This window comes from Bacillus sp. LBA3-1-1.1 (genome assembly GCF_040676495.1).
Classification (GTDB): domain Bacteria; phylum Bacillota; class Bacilli; order Bacillales; family Bacillaceae_G; genus Bacillus_A; species Bacillus_A nitratireducens.
In genome coordinates this window covers 1-22,448 of sequence record NZ_JBEGIB010000017.1, presented here as the reverse complement: position 1 = coordinate 22,448, position 22,448 = coordinate 1, and the positions used below count along the sequence as shown (strand labels likewise).

The following is a 22,448-nucleotide window of genomic DNA, read 5'->3' as shown; positions in this document are numbered from 1 at the left end:
AAATGTTGAGGAGAAGAGAAATAACTACCTACTCAAATGGTGGGCATATTCCTTCTGATTTTTTATATCTCACGTATTGTCCCTGAGGGAAGGAGGAGAGACACAGTACGCATGATATAAGTAAGGCGCTTCTTTCAATATGAATGATGGAGTTTCATGTTGAGAGAAGTTTCTATTTTTTATTGCCTTTGTGAGTATATTATGAGGGAATGCTGAGAGGGTGTTTGTCCTGTTGAAAAAATGTTGAGAATTTCTCAACAGTGAACATAGCCTTCCTTGACATATAACCAAATGGTGTTATATCATCAGAAATGAAACTAAAAGGTGTTATTTTTGCACCGAATAAAGGAGAATTAAAATGGAACAACAAAATACATTAAATGATATTAAACAAACAATCGTTTTTAACGCGTCTATTCAAAAAGTATGGAATGTAGTATCAACTGCAGAAGGAATTGCGTCATGGTTTATGCCAAATGACTTTGAATTAGAGGTAGGACATGAGTTTCATGTGCAATCGCCATTTGGGCCATCACCATGTAAAGTGTTAGAAATTGATGAGCCAAACCATTTATCATTCTCATGGGACACAGATGGCTGGGTTGTTTCATTTAATTTGAAAGACCTAGGAGATAATAAAACAGAATTTACGTTAATTCACGGCGGCTGGAAACATCCTGATGAAATTCTTCCGAAAGCGAATGCGAAGAGCTCTATTATTCGCGATAGAATGAATGGCGGATGGGTAGCGATTGTAAATGAAAAACTGAAAAAGGTTGTTGAAGGTTAAATGTCTTCGTCAGCAGCGAAATATGATGTATTTCAAGCAATTGCTGATCCAACCCGCCGAGAAGTATTACGGTTATTAAGTGATAAAGAGTTACCAATTTCAAAAATAACGGATCATTTTCCGATGAGCCGTACTGCAGTTGTAAAGCACCTTCATATTCTTTCAGAAGCGAATTTAGTGAGTGGAAGAAAGAGTGGAAGAGAGAAGATATATCGTTTGCATCCAGAACCATTAGAAGAATTACAGCAGTGGCTCTCGTACTATGAACGATTTTGGGATAATAAATTGTCTGTGCTTAAACATATTGTGGAGAATGAGGAGTAGAGTATATAAAGAGGATGACCGAAATGGTCATCCTCTTTATTATTGTTCACTTGTTTGTTTAGCTGGCTTTAATAAGAGCCAAGCGATAATTAATGTGAATACCGCTAATACGAAAGTGCTCATATAAATGACGTGTACACTTGATGCCAGTGCCTCTTGAGACTCGGTTGCTACGTTTGCTGTAGCTCCGCCGTGTCCGCCAGAAGAAACAAGATCAAGATTTTTAATACCACGTGCGTGAATCATCGTATTGAAGATTGTTCCGAAGATTGCAGCGCCTAGTGTTTGACTAAATGTATTAATAAATGTGTTTAAACCAACTGCCGTTCCGCGCGTATGAGCCGGTACAGCTGCTTGAATTGTGACCATGTAAATTGGTGTAACAAGCCCCATTCCTAAGCCGAATAATCCGACTGCAACATAAATAAGGAACGATGGTGAATCTGTTGATAATGTAAATAATAAGAAAGTAGCAACTGATAAAATGCTAGCTCCAAGTAAAATGATTTGTTTCGTTTGTAACTTGCCAACTAAGTTACCGGAGAACATAGCACCAAATGTCCACATAACAGGAATCGGCATTAAAATGAGTCCAGCTTCTGTCGCATTTTTTCCTAAAACACCTTGGCTCCAAATTGGAAGATACACTGTAATGCTAATAATCATTGCGCCAGCAATAAGTGTTAGTATGTTTATAGTAGATAGTGTACGGTTAGAGAAAAGTGCTAGCGGAATTAATGGTTCCGGAGATTTTTTCTCGATGTATAAGAAAATAATGAATGAAACAGCGGCAAAGATTAATAGGCCGATAATTGAAATGTCTCCCCAGTTTTGCTTACTGCTACCCGTTAATAATGCGTATAGCAGAGCGATTGTACTTAATGAGAAGACTGTTGCTCCAAGGTAATCGATATGTTGCTTAGTGGCAGACTTAACAGATTCCTTATAAGAAATGGCAAACATTAAGCAAGCGATAATTCCAAAAGGAACGTTTAAGAAGAAAATATAGCGCCAAGAAAGAGAATCAACTAAAAATCCGCCGACTAACGGCCCAATAACACCAGATACACCCCAAACGGCACTCATCCAGCCCTGTGCTTTCGCGCGGTCTCTCGCTTCGCTATATAAGTCTCCAATAATCGTCATTGTGATCGGCATAACAGCACCAGCCCCTATACCTTGAAGAGCGCGGAAGAATATTAATTGTTCCATTGATGTAACGACTCCGCAAAGTGCAGAACCGATTAAGAAGATTGTTGCTCCGATGAGCAGAACCTTTTTACGGCCGAATAAATCAGCTAGTTTTCCGTATATTGGAGTCGAAACAGCTGTTGCAAGCATATAGATTGCATATACCCAACTAACAAGTTCGACGCCTGACAAATCACTCGTTATACGAGGGATCGCTGTACTAACGATCGTTCCTTCTACCGCAGAAAGAAACGTCATTAGCATTAAAGACATCATGACTTTTTTTCTCATATTTTTTCCCCTTACCCTTTTTTAAATATTCAACAATATAAAATATAAAGGTACTAAGCTATATAAAGCAACAAAAAAGAACGAGAGGTAGGAGGAGGGCATATGTGACGTTCCTTGTTGGTAAGTTGATATCTCTTGTCAAATCGCCGATATAATTTCATGTACATATAAAAAAAGAAACAGGAACCCCTGTTTCTTTTTTTAATACTGCATTTTTGCGTTTTCTCCAGCTGTTGTTCCGGCAATTCTACCAGTAACGAGAGCAGATGTAATGTTATAGCCACCAGTATAACCGTGAATATCAAGAACTTCTCCGCAGAAATATAAGCCATTCGTGAATTTAGAAGACATTTCTTTCGGGTTAATTTCTTTAACGGATACACCGCCGCCAGTAACGAATGCTTTTTCAATTGACTGCGTACCATTTACATTCACAGTAAATTCTTTAAAGTCTTTCACAAGTGCACGAATCTTCTCGTGAGAAACTTGTCCAGCTTGTTCGCTGCCATCAATTTCATTTTTTTCTAATAAGAATAAGAAGTAACGCTCAGGAACATAACCTTTTAAAACGTTTTTAATTCCTTTTTTCGGATCTTCTTTCATTTGTTTCAGCATGCGCTGGAATAGTTGTTCACTATTTTCTTCTGGCAATGCATCGATACTCATGTGCACTGTGTTCGTTTTAAACTTTTTCATAGTTTTCACAACGAATTGGCTACAGCGAAGAGCAGCAGGACCAGATAGGCCGAAGTGAGTGAAAAGCATGTCCATTTTATGAGAAATGATAACTTTTCCTTTCGGATTTAATACACTTAAGTTTACATCTCGTAAAGCAAGACCTTGCAATGAACGGTCACGAATAAACGGTTCGTTTGAAAGGATGGGTACTTCTGTTGGGAATAATTCTGTAATTGTATGACCAGCTTTTTCAGCCCAAGCGTATCCGTCTCCAGTAGAACCAGTTTGAGGAACAGATTTTCCGCCAACAGCGATAACGACGTGATTCGTTTCTAATACTTCACCTGTTTGCAGAATAACAGCCTTCGTTTGACCGTTTTCATATTCAATCGTTTCAACAGGCGTATTCGTACGTATTTTCACACCTAAGTCTTTTAATCGTGTTAAAAGTGCATCTACAACAGATTGCGCTTTATTTGATACTGGGAACATGCGGCCATGATCCTCTTCTTTTAGCTCTACACCGAGTTTTTCGAAGAATGTAATAATATCTTCATTATTGAAAATAGAAAAAGCACTGTATAAGAAGCGACCGTTTCCTGGTATATGTTTAACGATTTCATCAAGTGGTAGACGGTTCGTCACGTTACAACGACCACCACCAGAAATCGCAAGTTTACGCCCTAGTTTATTTCCTTTATCAAGAAGTAAGACGCTTGCGCCTTCTTCAGCAGCACCGATTGCAGCCATTAGCCCTGAGGGACCGCCGCCGATGACAATAACATCATAATGCATAATATATCGACCTCATTTTCTACATTTCCTGCCTAAAAGAATAGCATGTTTTCCCTTAAAAGAAAAATAGAGTGAAGTACTGCTTAAGGGGAGAATTGTGGTACAATACAAAAGTTAGAGTTCAGCAATATACTGCTATTTATGGGCAATAAGACTACCATCTTAAGATTTATGAGAAGTAAAGAGGGAGTTAAAAAGGTCCGTAAATGCTCGAATGATTAGTAGGAGGGGAGTCTCCCGCTAATTATAGTTTCACTTTATGTAGATGTAGGAGGATTTTCGTATGTCCGATTCAAAATTTCTGCGCGGAACGCTTATTGTGACGTTAGGGACATTTTTAGTAAAGTTCTTAGGCATGATTTACGTCTTTCCGTTTCATGCATTAGTAGGCACAGAAGGCGGAACGCTCTATACATATGGATACATTCCATATACGATATTTTTAAGTATTGCAACGGCAGGGGTGCCGCTTGCTGTTTCGAAGTTTGTTTCCAAATATAATGCACTTGGCGATTATAAAACGAGCCGGAGAATGTTCCGCTCAGGAATGGTTATGATGATAGTAACCGGAGTTCTTTCGTTCCTAGTTCTATACATGACCGCACCATTATTTGCAGAAGCAATGCTTGGTAAACAAAGTTTACAAAATAAGATAGAAGAAGTTACGACGATTATTCGTCTCGTAAGTTTTGCGCTTATTGTTGTGCCGGCAGCAAGTTTGATCCGTGGTTATTTCCAAGGGCACCAATCGATGGGACCGACTACGGTGTCACAAATTATTGAGCAAATTATTCGTATCGTCTTTTTATTAGCGGGTAGTTTCATCGTTATTAAAGTACTTGGCGGTACAGTAGCAACGGCAGTTGGGGTTGCGACATTTGCTGCATTCGTTTCAGCAGTTGGAGCACTTGGCGTATTAATTTGGTACTGGTTAAAACGTAAGAAATATTTGGATCAATATTTAATTGAGCAAACTGTACCAGAATCGACGGTAAGTACCGCTCAATTGTTTAAAGAGTTGTTTGCGTATGCAATTCCTTACGTTGTAATTGGGTTAACAATTCCTTTATATCAACAAATTGATACATTGACATTTAACTCTATTATGCAGGCGATTGGTCAAGGAGATATCGCAGAGCGAGCACTTGGTATTTTCACGATGTGGACGCATAAATTAATTATGATTCCAGTATCACTTGCAACAGCGTTTAGTTTAACGCTCGTGCCAGCGATTACAAAGTCGTTTACTGAAAAGCAATACCGTTATTTAAAATTACAAATTACACAAACATTCCAGGCGAATATGTTTTTAACATTGCCAGCAGTTATCGGTATTTCTACACTTGCATATCCAATTTACACTGCTTTCTACGATTCAGATCCACTAGGTGGACAAGTATTAATGTGGTATGCGCCAGTTGCATTGTTATTCGCTTTATTCACAGTAACAGCAGCAATTCTGCAAGGGATTAACCAGCAGAAACATGCGATTGTTGCGCTTTTGATGGGTGTTATTTTGAAATTTGTATGTAACGTAATCTTTATTCGCTATTTCGGTACAGTTGGGGCGATTTTGGCTACTGCAGTCGGCTTCTTAGCTTCTGTATGGTATACGAATAGACAAATCAAAAAACATGCAAACTATTCATTTAGTGTTGTATATAAGAGAACATTCCAAATTGCAATATTAACACTTGTAATGGTTATTGCTGTAAAACTATCACAATGGCTTCTATCCTTCATGATTTCGCCTGATGGCCGTATGGGTGCTCTTATTACAGTTGCGATTTGTGCAGGTATTGGTGGACTTGTTTACGGATTGTTAGCGATTCGCACAGGAGTACTAGAAAGAGTATTTGGCGGAGAAGCTTTAGAGAAAATCCAGCGTAAACTTGGTAGTAGATTCAAAATAAAGTTGAAATCAAAAGGGGCGTAAATACGTCCCCTTTTCTTATGATAAATAAAGAAGGTGAAGAACATGAGATTAGATAAATTATTAGCGAACATGGGACACGGAAGTAGAAAAGAAGTAAAGAAATTATTGAAAGATGGCGTTGTGAAAATTGATGGGACGCCAGTGAAAGATCCGAAGTTTCATGTGAATGTAGAAGAACAAGAGGTTATGATTCACGGTGAAGTTGTGGAATATAAAGAGTTTGTTTATTTAATGATGCATAAACCACAAGGTGTTATTTCAGCGACAGAAGACGATAACCACGAAACGGTAATAGATTTATTAGAATTAGAAGATGCGATTTTTGATCCATTTCCTGTTGGGAGACTCGATATTGATACAGAAGGTTTCTTATTGATCACAAATGACGGAAAGTTAACGCATCAACTATTATCTCCGAAAAAGCATGTGCCGAAAAAATACTATGCACACGTTTCAGGAGTTGTAACGGAAGAGGATGTAAAAGAATTCGCTAAAGGTGTTATTTTAGAAGATGGCTATGAAACGAAGCCAGGCGAACTTACGATTTTAAAGAGTGATGATATTTCTGAAATTGAGCTCGTGATTACAGAAGGAAAATTCCATCAAGTGAAGCGTATGTTTGAAGCGGTAGGGAAAAAAGTAGTGTACTTAAAGAGAACAGAGATGGGACCTTTAGTGCTAGATGAAGAGTTAGAACTTGGGCAATATCGTGAATTAACAGATGAAGAAGTAGAAATGTTAAAAACATATCAAGTAGATAACGAAAAGTAACGCCTAATTTCAAAGCATAGAAAAGACCCCTTTCTAATGAGTTAGAAAGGGGTATGTATTTATTTACATACAATTATTTTTTTGTTATGAGGTCATTCTCACTTTCTTTCCTGTCGTTGTCCACTTGCCGCGGCAAGGGCTATACACGAGTTCATTAAACTGCAACACATTTAGATCACGTTGTATCGTTCGCGGTGTGATCCCGAACTCATCTACAAGGTCTTTCGTTGTTACCGTACCGTTTTCATTGATGTACATATAAATCGATTTAATGCGTGTTAGCATACGAGTAGTTGTAGGTTTCAAGAGAAAACCACTCCTCTACTAGTTTTTTTGACCCCATTCAGGAAAGAAGGTCGTTACTACCATTGTACTCTACATGATAAAATTCATGCTTTAATCTACTTAAATTTTACAAAAGTTTAACAAATATTCATATAGAAAAATATTGGTAGTTGACATTGTATATTTTGTCAGTCAACTAACTCATAAATTTCTACGTAAAACGCCAAATTCCTGCAAATTTTTTTGAGAAAATAAAAGAAAAACTAATGAGGAATATCTGAAATATTACAATTATTAGTTATTGGATTTTCATGTATGGCATAAGAGATTTTGGTTTGCTATGATGAAAGAGACAATATAGTGAAGGATGGATGCGTGATGTCAACGATTAATTGGACAGAAGAAGTTGCAAAACGAAAAGATGATTTAATTCGTGATACACAACAATTTTTACAAATTAAAAGTGTATGGGAAGAAGAATCTGCGAAAGAGGGCGCACCATTTGGTGACGGTGTAGAAAAAGCTTTATCTTTTATGTTACATAAAGGAGACGCAGATGGTTTCGCTTCTAAAAATTTAGAAGGGTATGCAGGTCATCTTGAAATGGGACAAGGAGAAGAATTAGTAGGTATCCTTTGTCACGTTGATGTTGTACCAGAAGGAGATGGCTGGACAACTCCTGCGTATAGTGCGGATATTCGCGACGGGAAGATTTTTGCACGCGGTGCGATTGATGATAAAGGGCCGACAATGTCAGCTTATTATGCAATGAAAATTGTAAAAGAATTAGGCTTACCTCTTTCTAAACGTGTTCGTATGATTTTAGGAACAGATGAGGAAAGTAATTGGAAGTGTGTAGATCATTACTTTGAAAATGAAGAAATGCCAACAATCGGTTTTGCACCAGATGCAGATTTTCCAATTATTAATGCTGAAAAAGGAATTTCTGACATACAAGTTGTTCAAAATGGTAGCGAAGAGAAAGAAGGCGCATTTAAGCTGATTTCATTTGAGTCAGGTCGTCGTTTGAATATGGTTCCTGATTATGCAGAAGCGATTATTACAGGAGAAGATGTAAATGCACTTACAGTAGCATATGAGGAGTATTTACAAACTGCTAAAAAAATGGGTAAAGCAATTGTAGAAGGAAATACGGTTACGTTACAAATTAAAGGGGTTTCAGCTCACGGATCTACTCCGGAAAAGGGAGAAAATGCAGGTTTATTATTGGCAAACTGCTTAACGAAAGTTTCTCTTGATGGAAAAGGGGCTTCGTTTGCATCGTTTGTAACAGAAACATTTACAGGAGATATTTTGGGCGAGAAAGCTGGTATTTCTTATAAAGACGATATTAGCGGTCCGTTAACAGTGAATGTTGGTCGCCTTTCTTATACGAAAGAGAATGGTGGTAATTTAGGATTAAATGTACGTTATCCAGTTACGACTAACTTTGAAGAAATGATTGCGAAGTTAAAAGAATATGTCGGTACTCATGGATTTGAAGTGGCGGATTATTCGAACTCTCGCCCGCATCACGTTGATAAAGACCACGTATTAATTCGTACGTTGCAACGCGTATATGAAGAACAAACAGGCGAAAAAGCAGAACTATTAGCAATCGGCGGTGGTACTTATGCTCGTTCATTGAAAGCTGGCGTTGCATTTGGCCCGCTATTCCCTGGAAAAGAAGAACTTGCGCATCAAAAAGATGAGTACATTGAAATTGAAGATTTATTAAAAGCAACAGCGATTTATGCTCAGGCGATTTATGAATTAGCAAAGTAATGGATATGTAAATAATGAGAGGCCGTCCCAAAAGGTTTTTTGGGACGGTTTTCTGTTAGGGGTAGTAGGTTGCTTCTCTTGTCGTATTTTGTTGTTAAGTCGATATAATTTCAATTACTATTGCAATTTTAACTTGGTTAGACTTTTTAGGAAGGTTCGATTCTTTTTAACTGAATGAGATAAGAAAGAAAAGCAACAATAACATAAAGGAGACGATGTAGATGGTGCCGCATTATTTTGTCGCAGTAACTTTACCACGTCATATAAAAGAAATTCTTTCTAATTACAAAGTGGAAATGAAGGATGAATTACTATTTCGCTCGTGGGTACATGAAGAAGACTATCATATTACTCTTTCATTTTTAGGAAGTGCGACAGAGGAACAATTAGAAGGAATAAAGAATGGATTACAAACACTTACAGAAATCAAAGAACTAACTTTCACGTTACAAGAATTTTCAACGTTTGGCATGGAAGACGAGCCGCGTATTTTTTGGGTGAAGGTAAGTGAGAATAATAATTTGGTTCAGTTGCAAAAACAAGTGCATATAATTTGTGAAGAAAATGGCTTCTCTCTAGACACGCGCCCTTATCATCCGCATATTACTGTTGCGCGTAAATGGGTAGGAGAAAAAGTATTTGATCTGGCAAATGTAAAAGGCTTACCTGTAACATCATTTCAAGCAGATACGATTACTTTGTATGAATCTCACGTGAAGGAAACGCCAAAGTATAGACCGGTTGCTGAAATAAAATTACAAAAATAGAATGTATGAAAACGTTTTTTATACAGGTGAATATACTATAGAGAATAATGTTTTACTGTATAGAGTCTTGCTGATAAGAAAAGCCTTATCATTTGCAGCTCGTTTCACCCCTCTATTTGCGGGCAGTAAGACTCCCACCTCAAAATTAGGATAAAGCAAAGAAGTTAGGTGGGAGATCTACTGCCCATAAAGGCCCGATTGGTGTGGGCTAATAATCAGTGGGGTAAAGCCTTCCCACTGATTAAAGTTTCACTTTATTTTAACTTTAAGAATGATGGTGATTTTTTTATGTTGAAAGTAAAACGTCCATTTGATGCCTATTTAGATGAAATGAATAAAATTACAATTTTGCTCCCGCATGCGTATGGAACAAGCCGGACATTTCGTTTACAAGAAGGAAGCAATTTGAAAGAATTGCCGATTGCTCATACTATTGCTCTTCCAGATGCAACGAAGTATGAGTGCTTTATAGAAGAGCCGCTAGATGTGGGGAAATATTATACAGTACGAGATGAACGGAACGAAGAAACAGATTTACAAATAGGCGCTGTGATTCGAACAGCAATTTTCGATGAAAAGTATTATTACGAAGGTACAGATTTAGGTGCTGTGTATCAAAAAGAAGTGACGATATTTAAAGTATGGGCTCCAACTGCAAGGCTTGCGAAAGTAAGAATTTATAAAAGTGATAAAGAATATATCGATTATGAAATGTACAGAGGAGAAAACGGAGTTTGGACTCATACATTACAAGGCGATTTAGCCGGAGTAAAATATACATTTCTCGTATGTATTAATTTAATATGGAATGAAGCAGTGGACCCTTACGCAAAATCAGTGACTGTAAATGGGAAATACGGTATTGTTATCGATTTGGAAAAGACGAATGTAACAAAACGAGAGGAATTACCACCATTACAGTCAATGACAGATGCGATATTGTATGAACTGCATATTCGTGATGCTACTATTCATCCAAACAGTGGAGTGAATAATAAGGGGACATATAAAGGATTGATAGAAGAGGGGACAACGGGACGAAATGGGACGTTAACGGGATTGTCTCATATAAAAGATTTAGGTGTTACACACGTTGAACTATTACCTTTATATTGTTTCGGCGGTGTAGATGAGGCGAATCCTGCTTCCGCATATAATTGGGGTTATAATCCATTATATTACAATGCACCAACAGGATTTTATGCTACAACCCCCTCTGATCCGTACAATAGGATAGTAGAGTGTAAACAACTGATTGAAACATTCCATGCATGCGGCATCAGGGTAATTATCGATGTTGTATATAATCATGTTTATGAAAGAGAGTTATCATCATTTGAGAAGCTTGTCCCGGGATATTATTTTCGTCATGGTGAAGATGGTATGCCTTCTAATGGGACGGGAGTTGGAAATGATATAGCATCTGAACGGAAAATGATGAGGAAATTTATTGTAGAATCTATTTTATATTGGCTTACTGAATACAATGTTGATGGGTTCCGATTTGATTTAATGGGAATTTTAGACGTTGAAACGATGAATGTGTTAGAAAAAGAAGTGCGAAAAATAAAGCATGATGCGCTGTTATTAGGTGAAGGATGGGATTTACAAACACCACTTCCTCTTGGAGAGAAAGCTACGTTAAATAACGCGAATAAAATGCCATGTATCGCACAGTTTAATGATCAATTTCGTGATGGAATAAAAGGAAGTACTTTTAATATAAATAAACGTGGCTTTGCATTTGGTGGGCATGTAGACTGTAATCATTTGCAGTATATAGTAGCTGGTAGCCTTTTAAGTATGAAAGAAACAGGATTATTCTTAGAGCCAATGCAAAGTATCAACTATGTAGAATGTCATGACAATATGACGATGTGGGATAAACTAGTGCAAAGTAATCCAGAATCAGAAGAAATTTTGAAAAGACGTCATCGATTAGCAACTGCAATAGTTATTCTTTCGCAAGGGATTCCTTTTTTACATGCAGGGCAAGAGTTTTATCGTACGAAGCAAGGAAACGAAAATAGTTATAATGCAAATGATGAAATCAATCGATTAGATTGGGAGCAAAAAGAAACAGAGATGGAGACAGTTAATTATATAAAAGGTTTAATCGCGATTCGGAAGGAGCATGGGGCATTCCGATTAAAAAGCGCTCATCTTATAAAAAAGCATATGAATTTTTTGCAAACATCAAAAGAAGCACTTGCATACCATTTGCAAAATGTAGAATCTTTCGGACCGTGGAAAGAGATTGTTGTGTTATTCAATAGCGGTTTGCAAAATGAAATAGTCGAGCTTCCAAAAGAAGAAACGTGGCATGTGATAGTAAACGAAAAGCAAGCAAAAATACAGCCAATTTCTTCATTTAGAGGAAAGGAACTTGAAATGGCTCCAACTAGCACGTATATATTGGCGATAATGTGACAAATCGCTACTTGACGGTGAGAATGTAATAAATGTAGAATTGACAAAGGTGACGATTTTGATAAGTTGTCATTCTATGAGTGATTTTGTAAAATAAACTAGAAGAGCAGGGGATTTATCCTGTTTTCGGCTTATGCCAAGTTTTCTTTTCATTCAACTACAGTAAAATATATGAATCCACAACATGTGTAGAAATGTTGCGGTTTTTCTTTTCATAACTATAAAAGATAAGGATTTGTTAACGGGTAATGAATATGGAATGGTTGGAACAATTATTAGGAAAAGAGTGGAGTCTTATACCGGCTGGTGGAGTAACGGGCGATGCATATATTGCGCAAAACGGACAACAAAAGTTATTTTTAAAGCGGAATACATCGCCCTTTTTAGCGGTATTGTCAGCAGAAGGAATTGTTCCAAAATTACTTTGGACAAGAAGGGTAACAAATGGTGATGTAATTTCTGCTCAAAAATGGCTTCCGGGACAGAAGTTAGAGCCAGAGGATATGAAACTAGAACGTGTTGCGAAACTTTTGAAGAAAATACACTCCTCTAAAGCGCTTGTGCAGATGATTCAAAGGCTAGGAAAGCAGCCGCTTCATGCGCAAGAGTTATTACAACAATTGCAACTTGTTTTAAGAGGAGATATAAGAGTTGATGAAACAATTCAGCAAGGTCTTCAATATTTAACAGAGTTATTAAAAGATATTGAGTACGATGAATTCGTTGTATGCCATTGTGATGTAAACCATAACAATTGGATATTGTCGGATGAAGATGAATTGTTTTTAATTGATTGGGATGGAGCTGTGATTGCTGACCCAGCTTTAGACCTTGGTATGTTATTATATTGGTATGTTCCGCGTCATGAATGGAGTGAGTGGCTCGGATATTATGATGTTGAACTAGATGAATCATTGCTTAGGCGTATGAGATGGTATGTTATAGTACAAACGATTTTATCTATTCAATGGCACACAACAAAAAAGCAGCAAGCAGAAGCTAAATATTGGCATCAATATTTACAGCAACTACTTGCTTCAGAATAATACTTAAGAAAAATTGTCCATTCCAGCAATCCACTGAGTAAGTTGTTCTTGATTATTGGAAATATGGTTGTCCAAATTAGAGGAAGATTTACCCGATTGACTATAAGAATATACATCGTTTAGCATTGCTTTAGCGTCACTACTTATACTATCGTTTGCGAGTAACGATTGAATGAGGCGCTCTAATTGCTCGCATTCAGAAACTGTCCCGCAGCAATCACTTTGATGGTTGACTAAAATATCTTTTAACACTTCTAATTGATGCTGTTGATTAATTGGCATGAACGGATCATCCTTTCGAGTGTTTTTCTCTCACTGGAAATGTAAGAGAAAAAGCTGTTTCGTCATGGAATGTTTAATGCTTTATGTAGTTTTTATCAAAATGGTACATCTTATACTTGAAAGAAACGGACCGAGTGCTCGTACGTGCTTGGTTTTTTGTTTGATAGATTGATTAAAACAGAAAGAAGGAATTTTTCCTTTAAAATAGTTTTGTAAAGAGAGGGAGACATCTATGCGTTTAAGACATAAACCTTATGCAATGGATCGAATTAATGAATATTCACATATCGTAATCGGAAACCCAGAAGAGCGCGCTGGTAACTGGAAAGAAGTATTTGGAAATGAACAACCAATTCATATTGAAGTAGGTACAGGACGTGGCCGCTTTATGTATGATATGGCAAAAGCGAATCCACATATTAATTATATTGGAATTGAAAAATTCACAAGTGTTGTTGTAGATGCACTTGATAAATTAATTGAAGAAGAATTACCGAACTTAAAGTTAATTAATAAAGATGCTGAAGATTTAAAAGTTTTCTTTGCAAAAGGTGAAATTGACCGCGTTTATTTAAACTTCTCAGATCCATGGCCGAAGAATCGTCACATGAAACGTCGTTTAACGTATAAAACGTTTTTACGCAATTATGAGGAAGTGTTAGTAGAGGGTGGAGAAATTCACTTCAAAACTGATAACCAAGGCCTATTTGAATACTCTCTTATGAGTATGGCTGAGTATGGTATGTTATTAACTTACCTTAGCCTAGATCTTCATAATAGTGATTATGAAGGAAACATTATGACAGAATACGAAGAGAAATTCTCTAGTAAAGGTCATCGTATTTACCGAGTTGAAGCGAAATATCGCACAGAACCTATGCAGTAATGCATAGGTTTTTTTGTAGCTAAAACAATCAGAATTTTATGTTAATATTAAAAAGAAAGGGGGATGAAAGATGGAACAGTTACAAATTGGAAATATAAAAGTGACATGGCTAAAAGGTGGGAATACACATTTAGATGGAGGTGCAATGTTTGGAGTTGTGCCGAAAGTACTTTGGTCACGCAAATATCAACATAATGATACAAACCATATTTATTTACGAACAGATCCGTTACTTTTGCAAACGAAAGAAGGAAACATGCTTATTGATTCTGGAATAGGAAACGGTAAGTTAAATGAGAAAATGAAGCGAAATCAAGGTGTAACAGAAGAATCATCGGTTTATGAATCGTTAGAAAAACTGGGTCTAAAGCCTGAAGATATTCATTACGTCTTAATGACGCACCTTCATTTTGATCATGCATCTGGTTTAACAAGGCGGGAAGGAGATCACTTTGTGCCGACGTTTCCGAATGCGAAAGTTTACGTAAGTGAAACGGAATGGAATGAAATGAGGAATCCAAATATTAGATCGCGTAATACATACTGGACGGAAAATTGGGAGCCGATTGTAGATAAAGTTGTTACCTTTCAGCAAGAAATAGAAATTACGGATGAAATAAAAATGGCGCATACGGGTGGTCATAGTGATGGACATGCCGTTGTCGTCCTTGAAAGTCAGGGTGAAACGATGCTTCATTTAGCGGACATTTTACCGACGCATGCACATCAAAATGTATTATGGGTAATGGCCTACGATGACTATCCAATGACATCGATTGAACATAAACAAAAGTGGATGAAGTATGGTGCTGAGAAAGAAGCATGGTTTACTTTTTATCATGACGCGTATTACCGTGCAGTAAAGTGGAATGAGGAAGGGCATATCGTAGAAAAAATAGAGCGAAAAACGAGTATAGAAGCTTAAAAAGAGGAGGTTGTTCCAGAATGTTTGTTGGAGCAGCCTCTTTTTTTATTGTCGGCGATTAAAAAAATAAGAGGTTCACCTAATGGGAACCCTCCTTTTTATGCTGCTATAACCTCTAAAACAGTACCTGTTTTAGCATCAACTAAAAATTCAAATCGTTCTTGTATATCATCTAACATCGTTGTAAGACCGCCGCGATAAACTTCGTATGCGACATCATATTTTTCAAATGTCTCTGGAACCATATGTACCCAAGAGCCAGTAATTTCACCTTTATGACTTAATGCTTGTTTCACCATTTTCAATGCTTTTTCTGAAGAAATATGGGATTGTTCTTGTACTTTGTTTGCAACAAGATAACCAGCTGCGAAACCAACGCCAAGACCTGCTACTAAACCTTTCCAGCTCATATATTCACCTCAATTCTGTAAAATAAAAATAGTGTACCGATAATAATTATAAAGCAAATACAGCTAAAAAAGAAGAAACTAGAAACATTTCGAAAATTTCGTTACAATAAAAGAGGTATTCTACTAAGGTTTGAAAGAAGGGGACTTCGTGAATAAAGAGACATTACAATTATTTCGTACGTTAACAGAATTACAAGGTGCATCAGGTTTTGAACATGATGTGCGCCGTTTTATGAAGCAAGAATTAAGCAAATATGCTGATGAAATTGTACAAGACGGTTTAGGTAGCGTATTTGGTCTGAAAAAAGGGGACGAAACTGGCCCACGCGTTCTTGTAGCAGGTCATATGGATGAAGTAGGTTTCATGGTTACGCAAATTACGAAAAACGGAATGCTTCGTTTTCAAACGTTAGGCGGCTGGTGGAGCCAAGTGTTATTAGCACAGCGCGTACAAGTTATGACAAAGAATGGTCCTGTTATTGGGGTTGTTGGTTCTATTCCTCCTCATTTATTAAGTGACGCGCAACGTGCAAAACCGATGGATATAAAAAATATGTTAATTGATATAGGTGCAGATAGCTATGAAGATGCGATTGAAATTGGTGTAAAACCAGGACAACAAATCGTGCCAATCTGCCCGTTTACGCCGATGGCAAATGAAAAGAAAATTATGGCGAAAGCTTGGGACAACCGTTACGGATGTGGCCTTGCAATCGAATTACTAAAAGAGTTAAAAGACGAAACTTTACCAAACACATTATACTCTGGTGCGACTGTACAAGAAGAAGTTGGTCTTCGCGGTGCACAAACTGCTGCAAATATGATTCAGCCAGACATTTTCTATGCGCTTGATGCAAGTCCAGCAAACGATGCGTCTGGTGATAAAACGCAGTTCGGTCAATTAGGAAAAGGTGCTCTTCTTCGTATTTATGACCGCACAATGGTAACTCATAGAGGAATGCGCGAATTCATTTTAGATACAGCAGAAACACATAACATTCCGTACCAATACTTTATTTCACAAGGTGGTACAGATGCAGGCCGTGTACATACAAGTAACTCTGGTATCCCATCAGCAGTAATTGGTGTTTGTGCACGCTATATTCATACACATGCTTCTATTTTACATGTTGATGATTATGCAGCTGCGAAGGAACTAATTACGAAGCTTGTGAGAGCGACGGACAAAACGACGTTAGAGACAATTAAGAATAACGCGTAAAGAGGAAGGGTGAAAAACCCTTCTTTTTTTAGGTTGAATAGATGACCCAGCGATGAATGGGTGCGGTCAGTGCCTAGTTGGTGCTCGAGCGATTTATTAAGACCGCGGGTAGGAAGAGAGGAAGGCTGGTTTTATTAAGACGAAAAGATGAATTTTATAGAGGTGAACAAAATGAAAGTAGTAGTTGGATCGAAGAATAAAACGAAGGTTGGGGCTGTGGAGAAGGTTTGGGAAGATGCTGAAGTTACATCTCTTTCTGTTCCATCAGGAGTAGCAAGCCAGCCTTTCTCAGATGAAGAGACCATGCAAGGAGCGGTAAATAGAGCGAAGCGAGCGCTGCAGGAAGGAGAAGCTCAAATCGGTATTGGGCTAGAAGGCGGCGTAATGAAAACAGCGCACGGTTTATTTATGTGTAACTGGGGAGCGCTAGCGACAAGTGATGGGAAAACATTTGTTGCTGGCGGGGCACGTATTAAGTTACCAGACGATTTTTTAGCACCTCTTGAAGAAGGAAAAGAGCTAAGTGAAGTGATGGAAGAGTTTGTAGAGCGAAAAGATATTCGTAGTCACGAAGGTGCTATCGGTATTTTTACAGATGATTATGTCGACCGAACTGAATTATTTGTACACGTTGTTAAGTTACTTGTTGGGCAATATAAGTATGATGAAAAGCAAGCATAAACCTTGCACCATGCGCGATGTATGGTAGTATAAAGAAAAGATTATAGTGTAAAAAAGTGCACTCGTTAGAGGAGGAAATATAGATGAAATCATTAGAAAGCATGGAACAATTCCAAGAATTAAAAAATGAAGAGAATGTAGTCTTCATGTTCTCAGCAGAATGGTGCCCAGATTGCCGTTTCGTTGATCCATTTATGCCAGAAGTAGAAGAGAAGTATAGTGATTTCTCATTTTACTATGTAGATCGTGATGAGTTTATTGATCTATGCGTGAAATTAGACGTATTTGGCATTCCGAGCTTTGTAGCGTACAATAAAGGTGAAGAAACTGGACGCTATGTAAACAAAGATCGTAAAACACAAGAGCAAATCGAAGAGTTCATTGAAGGTTTAAAATAAGACAATTAGCCAATTGAATTGTAAAAACAACCTCTACCTTCGCGGGGGAGGTTATTTTTTTGGAAGGGAGGAAAAAGAGATGAAAATGACAAGTAAAAAGATGAAAGACGAGTTAATGAAGAAATTATCTCGACCAGAATGGAATTTTCATTATGATAGCGAGAAAGAAGTTCTTCGTATTGAACAAACAGACTCGAAAAAAGGTATTAACGTATCACTTCCAGGAGTAGTAGCAAAATGGGAAGTGAATAAAGAAAAGGCGATTGAAGAGGTCGCTTATTACGTACAAGAAGCGCTAATTGCAATGCATAAAGAAGAAAATAGCACGGCGAAAATTTTACCTGTTATTCGCTCTACTTCTTTCCCGAAACAATCAGAAGAAGGAAATCCGTTTATTATGACGGACCACACGGCGGAAACACGTATTTACTATGCGCTAGATTCTAATAAAACGTATCGATTAATTGATGAGCGCTTATTGCAAAAATTAGAGCTTACAGAGCAACAAGTACGTGAAATGGCATTATTTAATGCTCGCTCATTAGGTTATGAATTTAAGCAGGACACAGTAGCAGGTAATACATTCTACTTTTTAAACACAAATGATGGGTATGATGCGACTCGTATTTTAAACGAATCGTTACTACAATCGATGCGTGAAAAGATCTCTGGTGACATGGTTGTGGCAGTTCCTCACCAAGATGTATTAATTATTGCTGATATCGTCAACGAAATCGGTTATGATATTATTGCACAAATGACAATGAAATTTTTTGCCGAAGGGCATGTTCCGATTACATCACTTTCATTCGTATATGAAGATGGGGACTTCGAACCAATCTTTATTTTAGCGAAGAATCGGAAGAAGACAGATGGAAAAGAGAAAGGATGAACGAAGTGAACGTTTTTTACAACCTTGAAGGAATTGGTGACACTTTAATTGTTACCTTACAAGATATTACTTTAGAAAACCGTACATTTGACCGCAAAGGAGATGTTGCTCGCGTATACGATCGTGAAAGCAACGTAACAGCAGGATTCAACATCTTTAATGCATCTTCTTATGTAGAAGTAACAGATAACGGAAACGTTACATTAACAAAAGAATTTGTTGAAAAAATTAACGACATTTTAGCAAAGAATGGCTTTGAAGAAAAAGTAGAAGCTGATTTCACGCCGAAATTTGTTGTAGGCTATGTAGCTGAAAAAGAGAAGCATCCAAATGCTGATAAATTAAACATTTGTACAGTAGAAATCGGTACAGAAACATTACAAATCGTATGTGGTGCACCGAACGTTGATGCAGGACAAAAAGTTGTCGTTGCAAAAATCGGCGCTGTAATGCCAAGTGGTATGTTAATTAAACCAGCTGAGCTTCGCGGTGTTCCTTCTTCTGGAATGATTTGCTCTGCACGTGAATTAGAGCTTCCAGACGCTCCACAAGAAAAAGGTATTCTTGTATTAGAAGACAGCTTTGAAGTTGGACAAGAATTTAAATTTTAATTGATATAAGAAAAAGTAGTCTCACAATATGTGGGGCTATTTTTTTTATGCGAAATTCTTAGGATTGTAACGTTTCTCTTCAAAATCTATATTGTATTTTGAAAATGTATTAGGTAAAATTTAGAAAAAAGAAGGGGATAGACGTATGAAACAACAACCAAAAATTGCAGAACTTCTGAAACGAATTGAAACTTCAAAACAGCAAGATATCGAGTTAGGTTCCTATGAAATTTATTTGTTTAGTGAAAGTGAATTAGAAAAAGGGCAAGTCGGTTACCGATATGATAAACATAAAAATTCATTAATAAGTGAAGGAAATGGGAAGTGGCAAGAAGGATGGATTGCGATCGGATATGAAACGGATATGGGCGATCCAGTTTTCGTGAATGTGGATGATGACGTTTATCCGGTTTATACTGCAGAGCGTGGTACAGAAACGTGGCAGCCTGTTTATATTGGAAGTATGGATGAGATTATACAACAATTATAAGAAATACTTTGAGTCCGGTGCAAAGTGATGGGAGAGAAGCATGAAGTATATAAAAATAATGAGCATTGCATTCATTGGAATATATATAGGAGGTTGTTCGCAAGAAGAGCCGAAAAAAGAAACAACATCTTCTGTACAACAAAAAAACGATGATAAAAAGGAAGATGCACCGGTAGAAAAGCAGCAAGAAGAACCGCAAGCAATTCAAACGAATGAGCAAGTGGAACATAAGCAGGAGGAAGTGCCGGCCGAGGAAAAGAAAGAGGAAACTACGCCAGTGCAGCCAACTGAGCAACCAGTACAAAATAATGAACAAAAAGTAGAGAGTAATGAAAAACAAGAAAAGTTTCTCGTCGTTATTGATCCAGGGCATCAACAAAAGGCGAATTTAAATTTAGAGCCGATTGGACCAGGGGCAACTACGCAAAAATATAAAGTGACAGACGGAACGACAGGGGTTGTAACGAAAAAGAGGGAATCAGTTCTTGTATTAGAAATGGCTTTTCTATTGAAAGAAAAACTGGAAGCAAAAGGTATACAAGTGTTGATGACGAGAACGGCTCATGAGGTTGATATAAGTAATAAGGAAAGAGCGACATTTGCGAATGATCATAAGGCGAATTTATTTTTACGTCTTCATGCAGACGGTTCTGAAAACCAAAACCAAAGTGGGTTCGCTGTATTGACGCCAGCAGAAGGAAATCTATATACGAAAGAAATTTATGCGGAGAGTCTTCAAATCTCTCAAACAATTGTAAACAAAATGAGGAAAAATCATCAGGTGAAAGTAAATGGAATTAAATTTCGGGATGATCTTTCTGGATTTAATTGGTCAAAAGTTCCAGGAGTACTATTAGAACTTGGATTTATGTCAAACCCTGAAGAAGACAAAAAATTATCTGACCCACAGTATGTAAATTCTTTATTGCAAAGTGTAACGGATAGTGTGGATGAATATCGGAAGGGTAAAGATTAAACGAGGTCTTACATGTAAGACCTCGTTTTTCTATATGAAAAACAATCGTGAATTAGAATATTATGGATAAAACTAATATGCTTAATTTTACCTGCACTTTTTGCCGAATGCTGATACAATAAAGGATGTTACTATTTAGTAGAAAGAGTGGTAAACATGTTAGATTGGATGAAAAAGCTGTTTAACAAAGAGGAAGAAAAAACAGTGATGAATAAAGAAGTACCGGCACAAATTGAAAGTCAGCCGAAAATTCCTCGTGTAAACCACTACACTGAAGCAAGAGAAGCACAAATGGCAAGTCGAAATGCAGGGAAATGCCGTTTTCCATTAATACCGGATAATGGGTTCGATGAAGAGGATGTAAGAGAAATAGAGCACTTTGAAGAACGACCTGTTCAAGTAGTAACATATGAAGAGCCGTCTGCTCAAAGCGGAATAAAAGTGGAAAGAAGCAGACGACTATATGTGGAAAAAGCAGTTCCTACATATGAAGAGCCGGAATTGCAATATGAACAGGAACAAGAGCCTATCGTAAAAAAAGCATCCGTCCCATCAAAAGAAAGTAACCGTAGACCATTTCGTCCAACAGAGATGATTTCACCGATTTATGGATATAATCGTCCTTCAGTAGAAAAGAAGGTTGTACAGGAGGAAGAAAAGGAAAGAGAAGATCTTGAAATATCCATTGAAGGAACATCAGTTGTGGACGCATGGTTAGAGAAAAAGGGCTATACATTATCCGATTTTTCAGAAGGCAAAAAAGAAGGTTCGTCTAATAAGGAAGAACTGAACGAACAAACACAAAAAAATAGTGAAGTAAAAGAAAAATCGGTTGTGGATGCATGGTTAGAGAAAAATGGTTACGAGGTTGAGAGTCAAGTTCCTTCATTAGAAAAAAGCCAGAGTGATCAGTTGCTTCATAAAACTGTAGGACAGTTGGAAGAAGAGGATGCAACTGTACAATCCTTGCAGCAAGAACAAGATGTAGTGGAGTTATCGCATAAAGAAGATAACGAAGAAACTCTACAAGAAGAGTCAATAGATTCTAAAGTAGAGAGCGTGGAAACGATATTACGAGAAGAAATTGAATGTAGTACAGAAATAGAAGAAACTATTGCTGAAGTTGTAGCAAATCAAGTTGAAGAGGAATCTTCAGAAGATGTAGTAATTGTAAAAACAGATGAAAAGCTTCAAGAAACAATCACTATAGAAATACCAGATGCTTTTGAAGAAGAATTAGAGGAAGCAGCAGAAGAAGTTGTGGAATTAGAAGCAACTGAGGAAGCAGTAGAAGAAGTTGTGGAATTAGAGAAATCTGAGGAAGCAGTAGAAGAAGTTGTGGAATTAGAGAAATCTGAGGAAGCGACAGAAGAAGTTGTGGAATTAGAAGAAGCAACTGAGGAAGCAGCAGAAGAAGTTGTGGAATTAGAGAAATCTGAGGAAGCAGCAGAAGAAGTTGTGGAATTAGAGAAATCTGAGGAAGCGGCAGAAGAAGTTGTGGAATTAGAGGAAGCTGAGGAAGCAGCAGAAGAAGTTGTGGAATTAGAGAAATCTGAGGAAGCGACAGAAGAAGTTGTGGAATTAGA

The 22,448-nt window shown here is 37.4% G+C and carries 22 protein-coding genes and 1 pseudogene; 18 read left to right on the top strand and 5 right to left on the bottom strand.

What is annotated here, in order from left to right; translation table 11 throughout:
• The first annotated feature begins 358 nt into the window (after nucleotides 1-358).
• Nucleotides 359-790 carry an SRPBCC family protein gene (locus tag MRBLBA3_RS14685; protein WP_000437759.1) on the top strand — a complete coding sequence of 144 codons (432 nt, stop codon included), beginning with the start codon at nucleotides 359-361 and terminating at the stop codon, nucleotides 788-790.
• Nucleotides 791-1,114, top strand: a complete 324-nt coding sequence (locus tag MRBLBA3_RS14680; RefSeq protein WP_002015665.1) for an ArsR/SmtB family transcription factor — start codon at nucleotides 791-793, stop codon at nucleotides 1,112-1,114. It abuts the gene before it with no gap.
• A 39-nt stretch (nucleotides 1,115-1,153) separates the two neighbouring features.
• Here the strand turns inward: MRBLBA3_RS14680 and MRBLBA3_RS14675 are convergent, their stop codons facing one another.
• Nucleotides 1,154-2,596, bottom strand: coding sequence for an MDR family MFS transporter (locus MRBLBA3_RS14675; protein WP_242399432.1), 1,443 nt, complete (start codon nucleotides 2,594-2,596; stop codon nucleotides 1,154-1,156).
• Nucleotides 2,597-2,797: 201 nt separating this feature from the next.
• The gene (locus tag MRBLBA3_RS14670) at nucleotides 2,798-4,069 is read right to left on the bottom strand and encodes an NAD(P)/FAD-dependent oxidoreductase (RefSeq protein WP_044737541.1); all 1,272 of its coding nucleotides are present in this window, start codon (nucleotides 4,067-4,069) and stop codon (nucleotides 2,798-2,800) included.
• 283 nt (nucleotides 4,070-4,352) lie between these two features.
• On the opposite strand from MRBLBA3_RS14670, the gene MRBLBA3_RS14665 reads away from it, so the two are divergent.
• Both MRBLBA3_RS14665 and MRBLBA3_RS14660 read left to right on the top strand, forming a co-directional pair.
• Nucleotides 4,353-6,005, top strand: coding sequence for a putative polysaccharide biosynthesis protein (locus MRBLBA3_RS14665; protein ID WP_363381851.1), 1,653 nt, complete (start codon nucleotides 4,353-4,355; stop codon nucleotides 6,003-6,005).
• Between the two features lie 42 nt (nucleotides 6,006-6,047).
• On the top strand, nucleotides 6,048-6,776 hold the full coding sequence (locus tag MRBLBA3_RS14660) for a pseudouridine synthase (protein ID WP_001234930.1): 729 nt from the start codon (nucleotides 6,048-6,050) through the stop codon (nucleotides 6,774-6,776).
• Between the two features lie 84 nt (nucleotides 6,777-6,860).
• On the opposite strand, the gene MRBLBA3_RS14655 is transcribed toward MRBLBA3_RS14660, so the two are convergent.
• The gene (locus MRBLBA3_RS14655; protein ID WP_000805512.1) at nucleotides 6,861-7,082 is read right to left on the bottom strand and encodes a DeoR family transcriptional regulator; all 222 of its coding nucleotides are present in this window, start codon (nucleotides 7,080-7,082) and stop codon (nucleotides 6,861-6,863) included.
• 357 nt (nucleotides 7,083-7,439) lie between these two features.
• Here MRBLBA3_RS14655 and pepV point away from each other — a divergent pair, with 357 nt between their 5' ends.
• The 4 genes from pepV to MRBLBA3_RS14635 all read left to right on the top strand — a co-directional run bounded on the left by pepV (nucleotide 7,440) and on the right by MRBLBA3_RS14635 (nucleotide 13,089).
• Entirely contained in the window at nucleotides 7,440-8,846 is a 1,407-nt protein-coding gene (pepV, locus tag MRBLBA3_RS14650; protein WP_363381848.1) for a dipeptidase PepV, read from the top strand.
• Nucleotides 8,847-9,067: 221 nt separating this feature from the next.
• Nucleotides 9,068-9,613, top strand: a complete 546-nt coding sequence (gene thpR, locus MRBLBA3_RS14645; protein ID WP_363381846.1) for an RNA 2',3'-cyclic phosphodiesterase — start codon at nucleotides 9,068-9,070, stop codon at nucleotides 9,611-9,613.
• 288 nt (nucleotides 9,614-9,901) lie between these two features.
• Nucleotides 9,902-12,043 carry a type I pullulanase gene (gene pulA, locus MRBLBA3_RS14640; protein WP_363381844.1) on the top strand — a complete coding sequence of 714 codons (2,142 nt, stop codon included), beginning with the start codon at nucleotides 9,902-9,904 and terminating at the stop codon, nucleotides 12,041-12,043.
• A 248-nt stretch (nucleotides 12,044-12,291) separates the two neighbouring features.
• Nucleotides 12,292-13,089, top strand: coding sequence for a phosphotransferase family protein (locus MRBLBA3_RS14635; RefSeq protein WP_363381842.1), 798 nt, complete (start codon nucleotides 12,292-12,294; stop codon nucleotides 13,087-13,089).
• Nucleotides 13,090-13,092: 3 nt separating this feature from the next.
• On the opposite strand, the gene MRBLBA3_RS14630 is transcribed toward MRBLBA3_RS14635, so the two are convergent.
• Nucleotides 13,093-13,371, bottom strand: a complete 279-nt coding sequence (locus tag MRBLBA3_RS14630) for a YtzH-like family protein (protein ID WP_001122236.1) — start codon at nucleotides 13,369-13,371, stop codon at nucleotides 13,093-13,095.
• A 232-nt stretch (nucleotides 13,372-13,603) separates the two neighbouring features.
• Between MRBLBA3_RS14630 and trmB the strand changes: the two genes are divergently transcribed.
• On the top strand, nucleotides 13,604-14,257 hold the full coding sequence (trmB, locus tag MRBLBA3_RS14625) for a tRNA (guanosine(46)-N7)-methyltransferase TrmB (RefSeq protein ID WP_001239377.1): 654 nt from the start codon (nucleotides 13,604-13,606) through the stop codon (nucleotides 14,255-14,257).
• 70 nt (nucleotides 14,258-14,327) lie between these two features.
• Nucleotides 14,328-15,182, top strand: coding sequence for a YtnP family quorum-quenching lactonase (locus MRBLBA3_RS14620; protein ID WP_044737546.1), 855 nt, complete (start codon nucleotides 14,328-14,330; stop codon nucleotides 15,180-15,182).
• Nucleotides 15,183-15,280: 98 nt separating this feature from the next.
• Here MRBLBA3_RS14620 and MRBLBA3_RS14615 read toward each other — a convergent pair whose 3' ends face one another.
• A complete protein-coding gene (locus tag MRBLBA3_RS14615) occupies nucleotides 15,281-15,592 on the bottom strand; it encodes a PepSY domain-containing protein (RefSeq protein WP_000118541.1) in 312 nt (103 codons plus the stop codon).
• A 148-nt stretch (nucleotides 15,593-15,740) separates the two neighbouring features.
• Between MRBLBA3_RS14615 and MRBLBA3_RS14610 the strand changes: the two genes are divergently transcribed.
• The 8 genes and pseudogenes from MRBLBA3_RS14610 to MRBLBA3_RS14575 all read left to right on the top strand — a co-directional run.
• Nucleotides 15,741-16,814 (top strand): M42 family metallopeptidase, encoded by a 1,074-nt coding sequence (locus MRBLBA3_RS14610; protein ID WP_001031515.1) that lies wholly within the window; start codon nucleotides 15,741-15,743, stop codon nucleotides 16,812-16,814.
• Between the two features lie 171 nt (nucleotides 16,815-16,985).
• A complete protein-coding gene (locus MRBLBA3_RS14605; RefSeq protein WP_328021555.1) occupies nucleotides 16,986-17,495 on the top strand; it encodes a DUF84 family protein in 510 nt (169 codons plus the stop codon).
• An 83-nt stretch (nucleotides 17,496-17,578) separates the two neighbouring features.
• Complete coding sequence (locus MRBLBA3_RS14600) at nucleotides 17,579-17,893, top strand: thioredoxin family protein (RefSeq protein WP_000838192.1); 315 nt, start codon at nucleotides 17,579-17,581, stop codon at nucleotides 17,891-17,893.
• A gap of 79 nt (nucleotides 17,894-17,972) precedes the next feature.
• Nucleotides 17,973-18,785: a DUF1444 domain-containing protein gene (locus MRBLBA3_RS14595; protein ID WP_000784610.1), complete on the top strand. Its 813-nt coding sequence runs from the start codon at nucleotides 17,973-17,975 to the stop codon at nucleotides 18,783-18,785.
• Nucleotides 18,782-19,396: a YtpR family tRNA-binding protein gene (gene ytpR, locus MRBLBA3_RS14590; RefSeq protein ID WP_001006779.1), complete on the top strand. Its 615-nt coding sequence runs from the start codon at nucleotides 18,782-18,784 to the stop codon at nucleotides 19,394-19,396. Before MRBLBA3_RS14595 ends, ytpR begins: the two co-directional genes overlap by 4 nt.
• 145 nt (nucleotides 19,397-19,541) lie before the next feature.
• Entirely contained in the window at nucleotides 19,542-19,886 is a 345-nt protein-coding gene (locus MRBLBA3_RS14585; protein ID WP_000813331.1) for a hypothetical protein, read from the top strand.
• A gap of 40 nt (nucleotides 19,887-19,926) precedes the next feature.
• Nucleotides 19,927-20,862, top strand: coding sequence for an N-acetylmuramoyl-L-alanine amidase (locus MRBLBA3_RS14580; RefSeq protein ID WP_363381837.1), 936 nt, complete (start codon nucleotides 19,927-19,929; stop codon nucleotides 20,860-20,862).
• Nucleotides 20,863-21,018: 156 nt separating this feature from the next.
• Nucleotides 21,019-22,448: pseudogene (locus MRBLBA3_RS14575) on the top strand (DNA translocase FtsK); the annotation flags it as partial.

Bases quoted from the DNA above. Each gene is read 5' to 3' on its own strand.
- MRBLBA3_RS14580 (WP_363381837.1), top strand. From the start codon at position 19,927: ATGAAGTATATAAAAATAATGAGCATTGCATTCATTGGAATATATATA.
- ytpR (WP_001006779.1), top strand. From the start codon at position 18,782: ATGAACGAAGTGAACGTTTTTTACAACCTTGAAGGAATTGGTGACACT.
- MRBLBA3_RS14660 (WP_001234930.1), top strand. From the start codon at position 6,048: ATGAGATTAGATAAATTATTAGCGAACATGGGACACGGAAGTAGAAAA.
- trmB (WP_001239377.1), top strand. From the start codon at position 13,604: ATGCGTTTAAGACATAAACCTTATGCAATGGATCGAATTAATGAATAT.
- MRBLBA3_RS14680 (WP_002015665.1), top strand. From the start codon at position 791: ATGTCTTCGTCAGCAGCGAAATATGATGTATTTCAAGCAATTGCTGAT.
- thpR (WP_363381846.1), top strand. From the start codon at position 9,068: ATGGTGCCGCATTATTTTGTCGCAGTAACTTTACCACGTCATATAAAA.
- MRBLBA3_RS14630 (WP_001122236.1), bottom strand. From the start codon at position 13,371: ATGCCAATTAATCAACAGCATCAATTAGAAGTGTTAAAAGATATTTTA.
- MRBLBA3_RS14675 (WP_242399432.1), bottom strand. From the start codon at position 2,596: ATGAGAAAAAAAGTCATGATGTCTTTAATGCTAATGACGTTTCTTTCT.
- MRBLBA3_RS14635 (WP_363381842.1), top strand. From the start codon at position 12,292: ATGAATATGGAATGGTTGGAACAATTATTAGGAAAAGAGTGGAGTCTT.
- MRBLBA3_RS14685 (WP_000437759.1), top strand. From the start codon at position 359: ATGGAACAACAAAATACATTAAATGATATTAAACAAACAATCGTTTTT.
- MRBLBA3_RS14595 (WP_000784610.1), top strand. From the start codon at position 17,973: ATGAAAATGACAAGTAAAAAGATGAAAGACGAGTTAATGAAGAAATTA.
- MRBLBA3_RS14605 (WP_328021555.1), top strand. From the start codon at position 16,986: ATGAAAGTAGTAGTTGGATCGAAGAATAAAACGAAGGTTGGGGCTGTG.
- pepV (WP_363381848.1), top strand. From the start codon at position 7,440: ATGTCAACGATTAATTGGACAGAAGAAGTTGCAAAACGAAAAGATGAT.
- MRBLBA3_RS14665 (WP_363381851.1), top strand. From the start codon at position 4,353: ATGTCCGATTCAAAATTTCTGCGCGGAACGCTTATTGTGACGTTAGGG.
- MRBLBA3_RS14670 (WP_044737541.1), bottom strand. From the start codon at position 4,069: ATGCATTATGATGTTATTGTCATCGGCGGCGGTCCCTCAGGGCTAATG.
- MRBLBA3_RS14620 (WP_044737546.1), top strand. From the start codon at position 14,328: ATGGAACAGTTACAAATTGGAAATATAAAAGTGACATGGCTAAAAGGT.
- MRBLBA3_RS14600 (WP_000838192.1), top strand. From the start codon at position 17,579: ATGAAATCATTAGAAAGCATGGAACAATTCCAAGAATTAAAAAATGAA.
- MRBLBA3_RS14615 (WP_000118541.1), bottom strand. From the start codon at position 15,592: ATGAGCTGGAAAGGTTTAGTAGCAGGTCTTGGCGTTGGTTTCGCAGCT.
- pulA (WP_363381844.1), top strand. From the start codon at position 9,902: ATGTTGAAAGTAAAACGTCCATTTGATGCCTATTTAGATGAAATGAAT.
- MRBLBA3_RS14585 (WP_000813331.1), top strand. From the start codon at position 19,542: ATGAAACAACAACCAAAAATTGCAGAACTTCTGAAACGAATTGAAACT.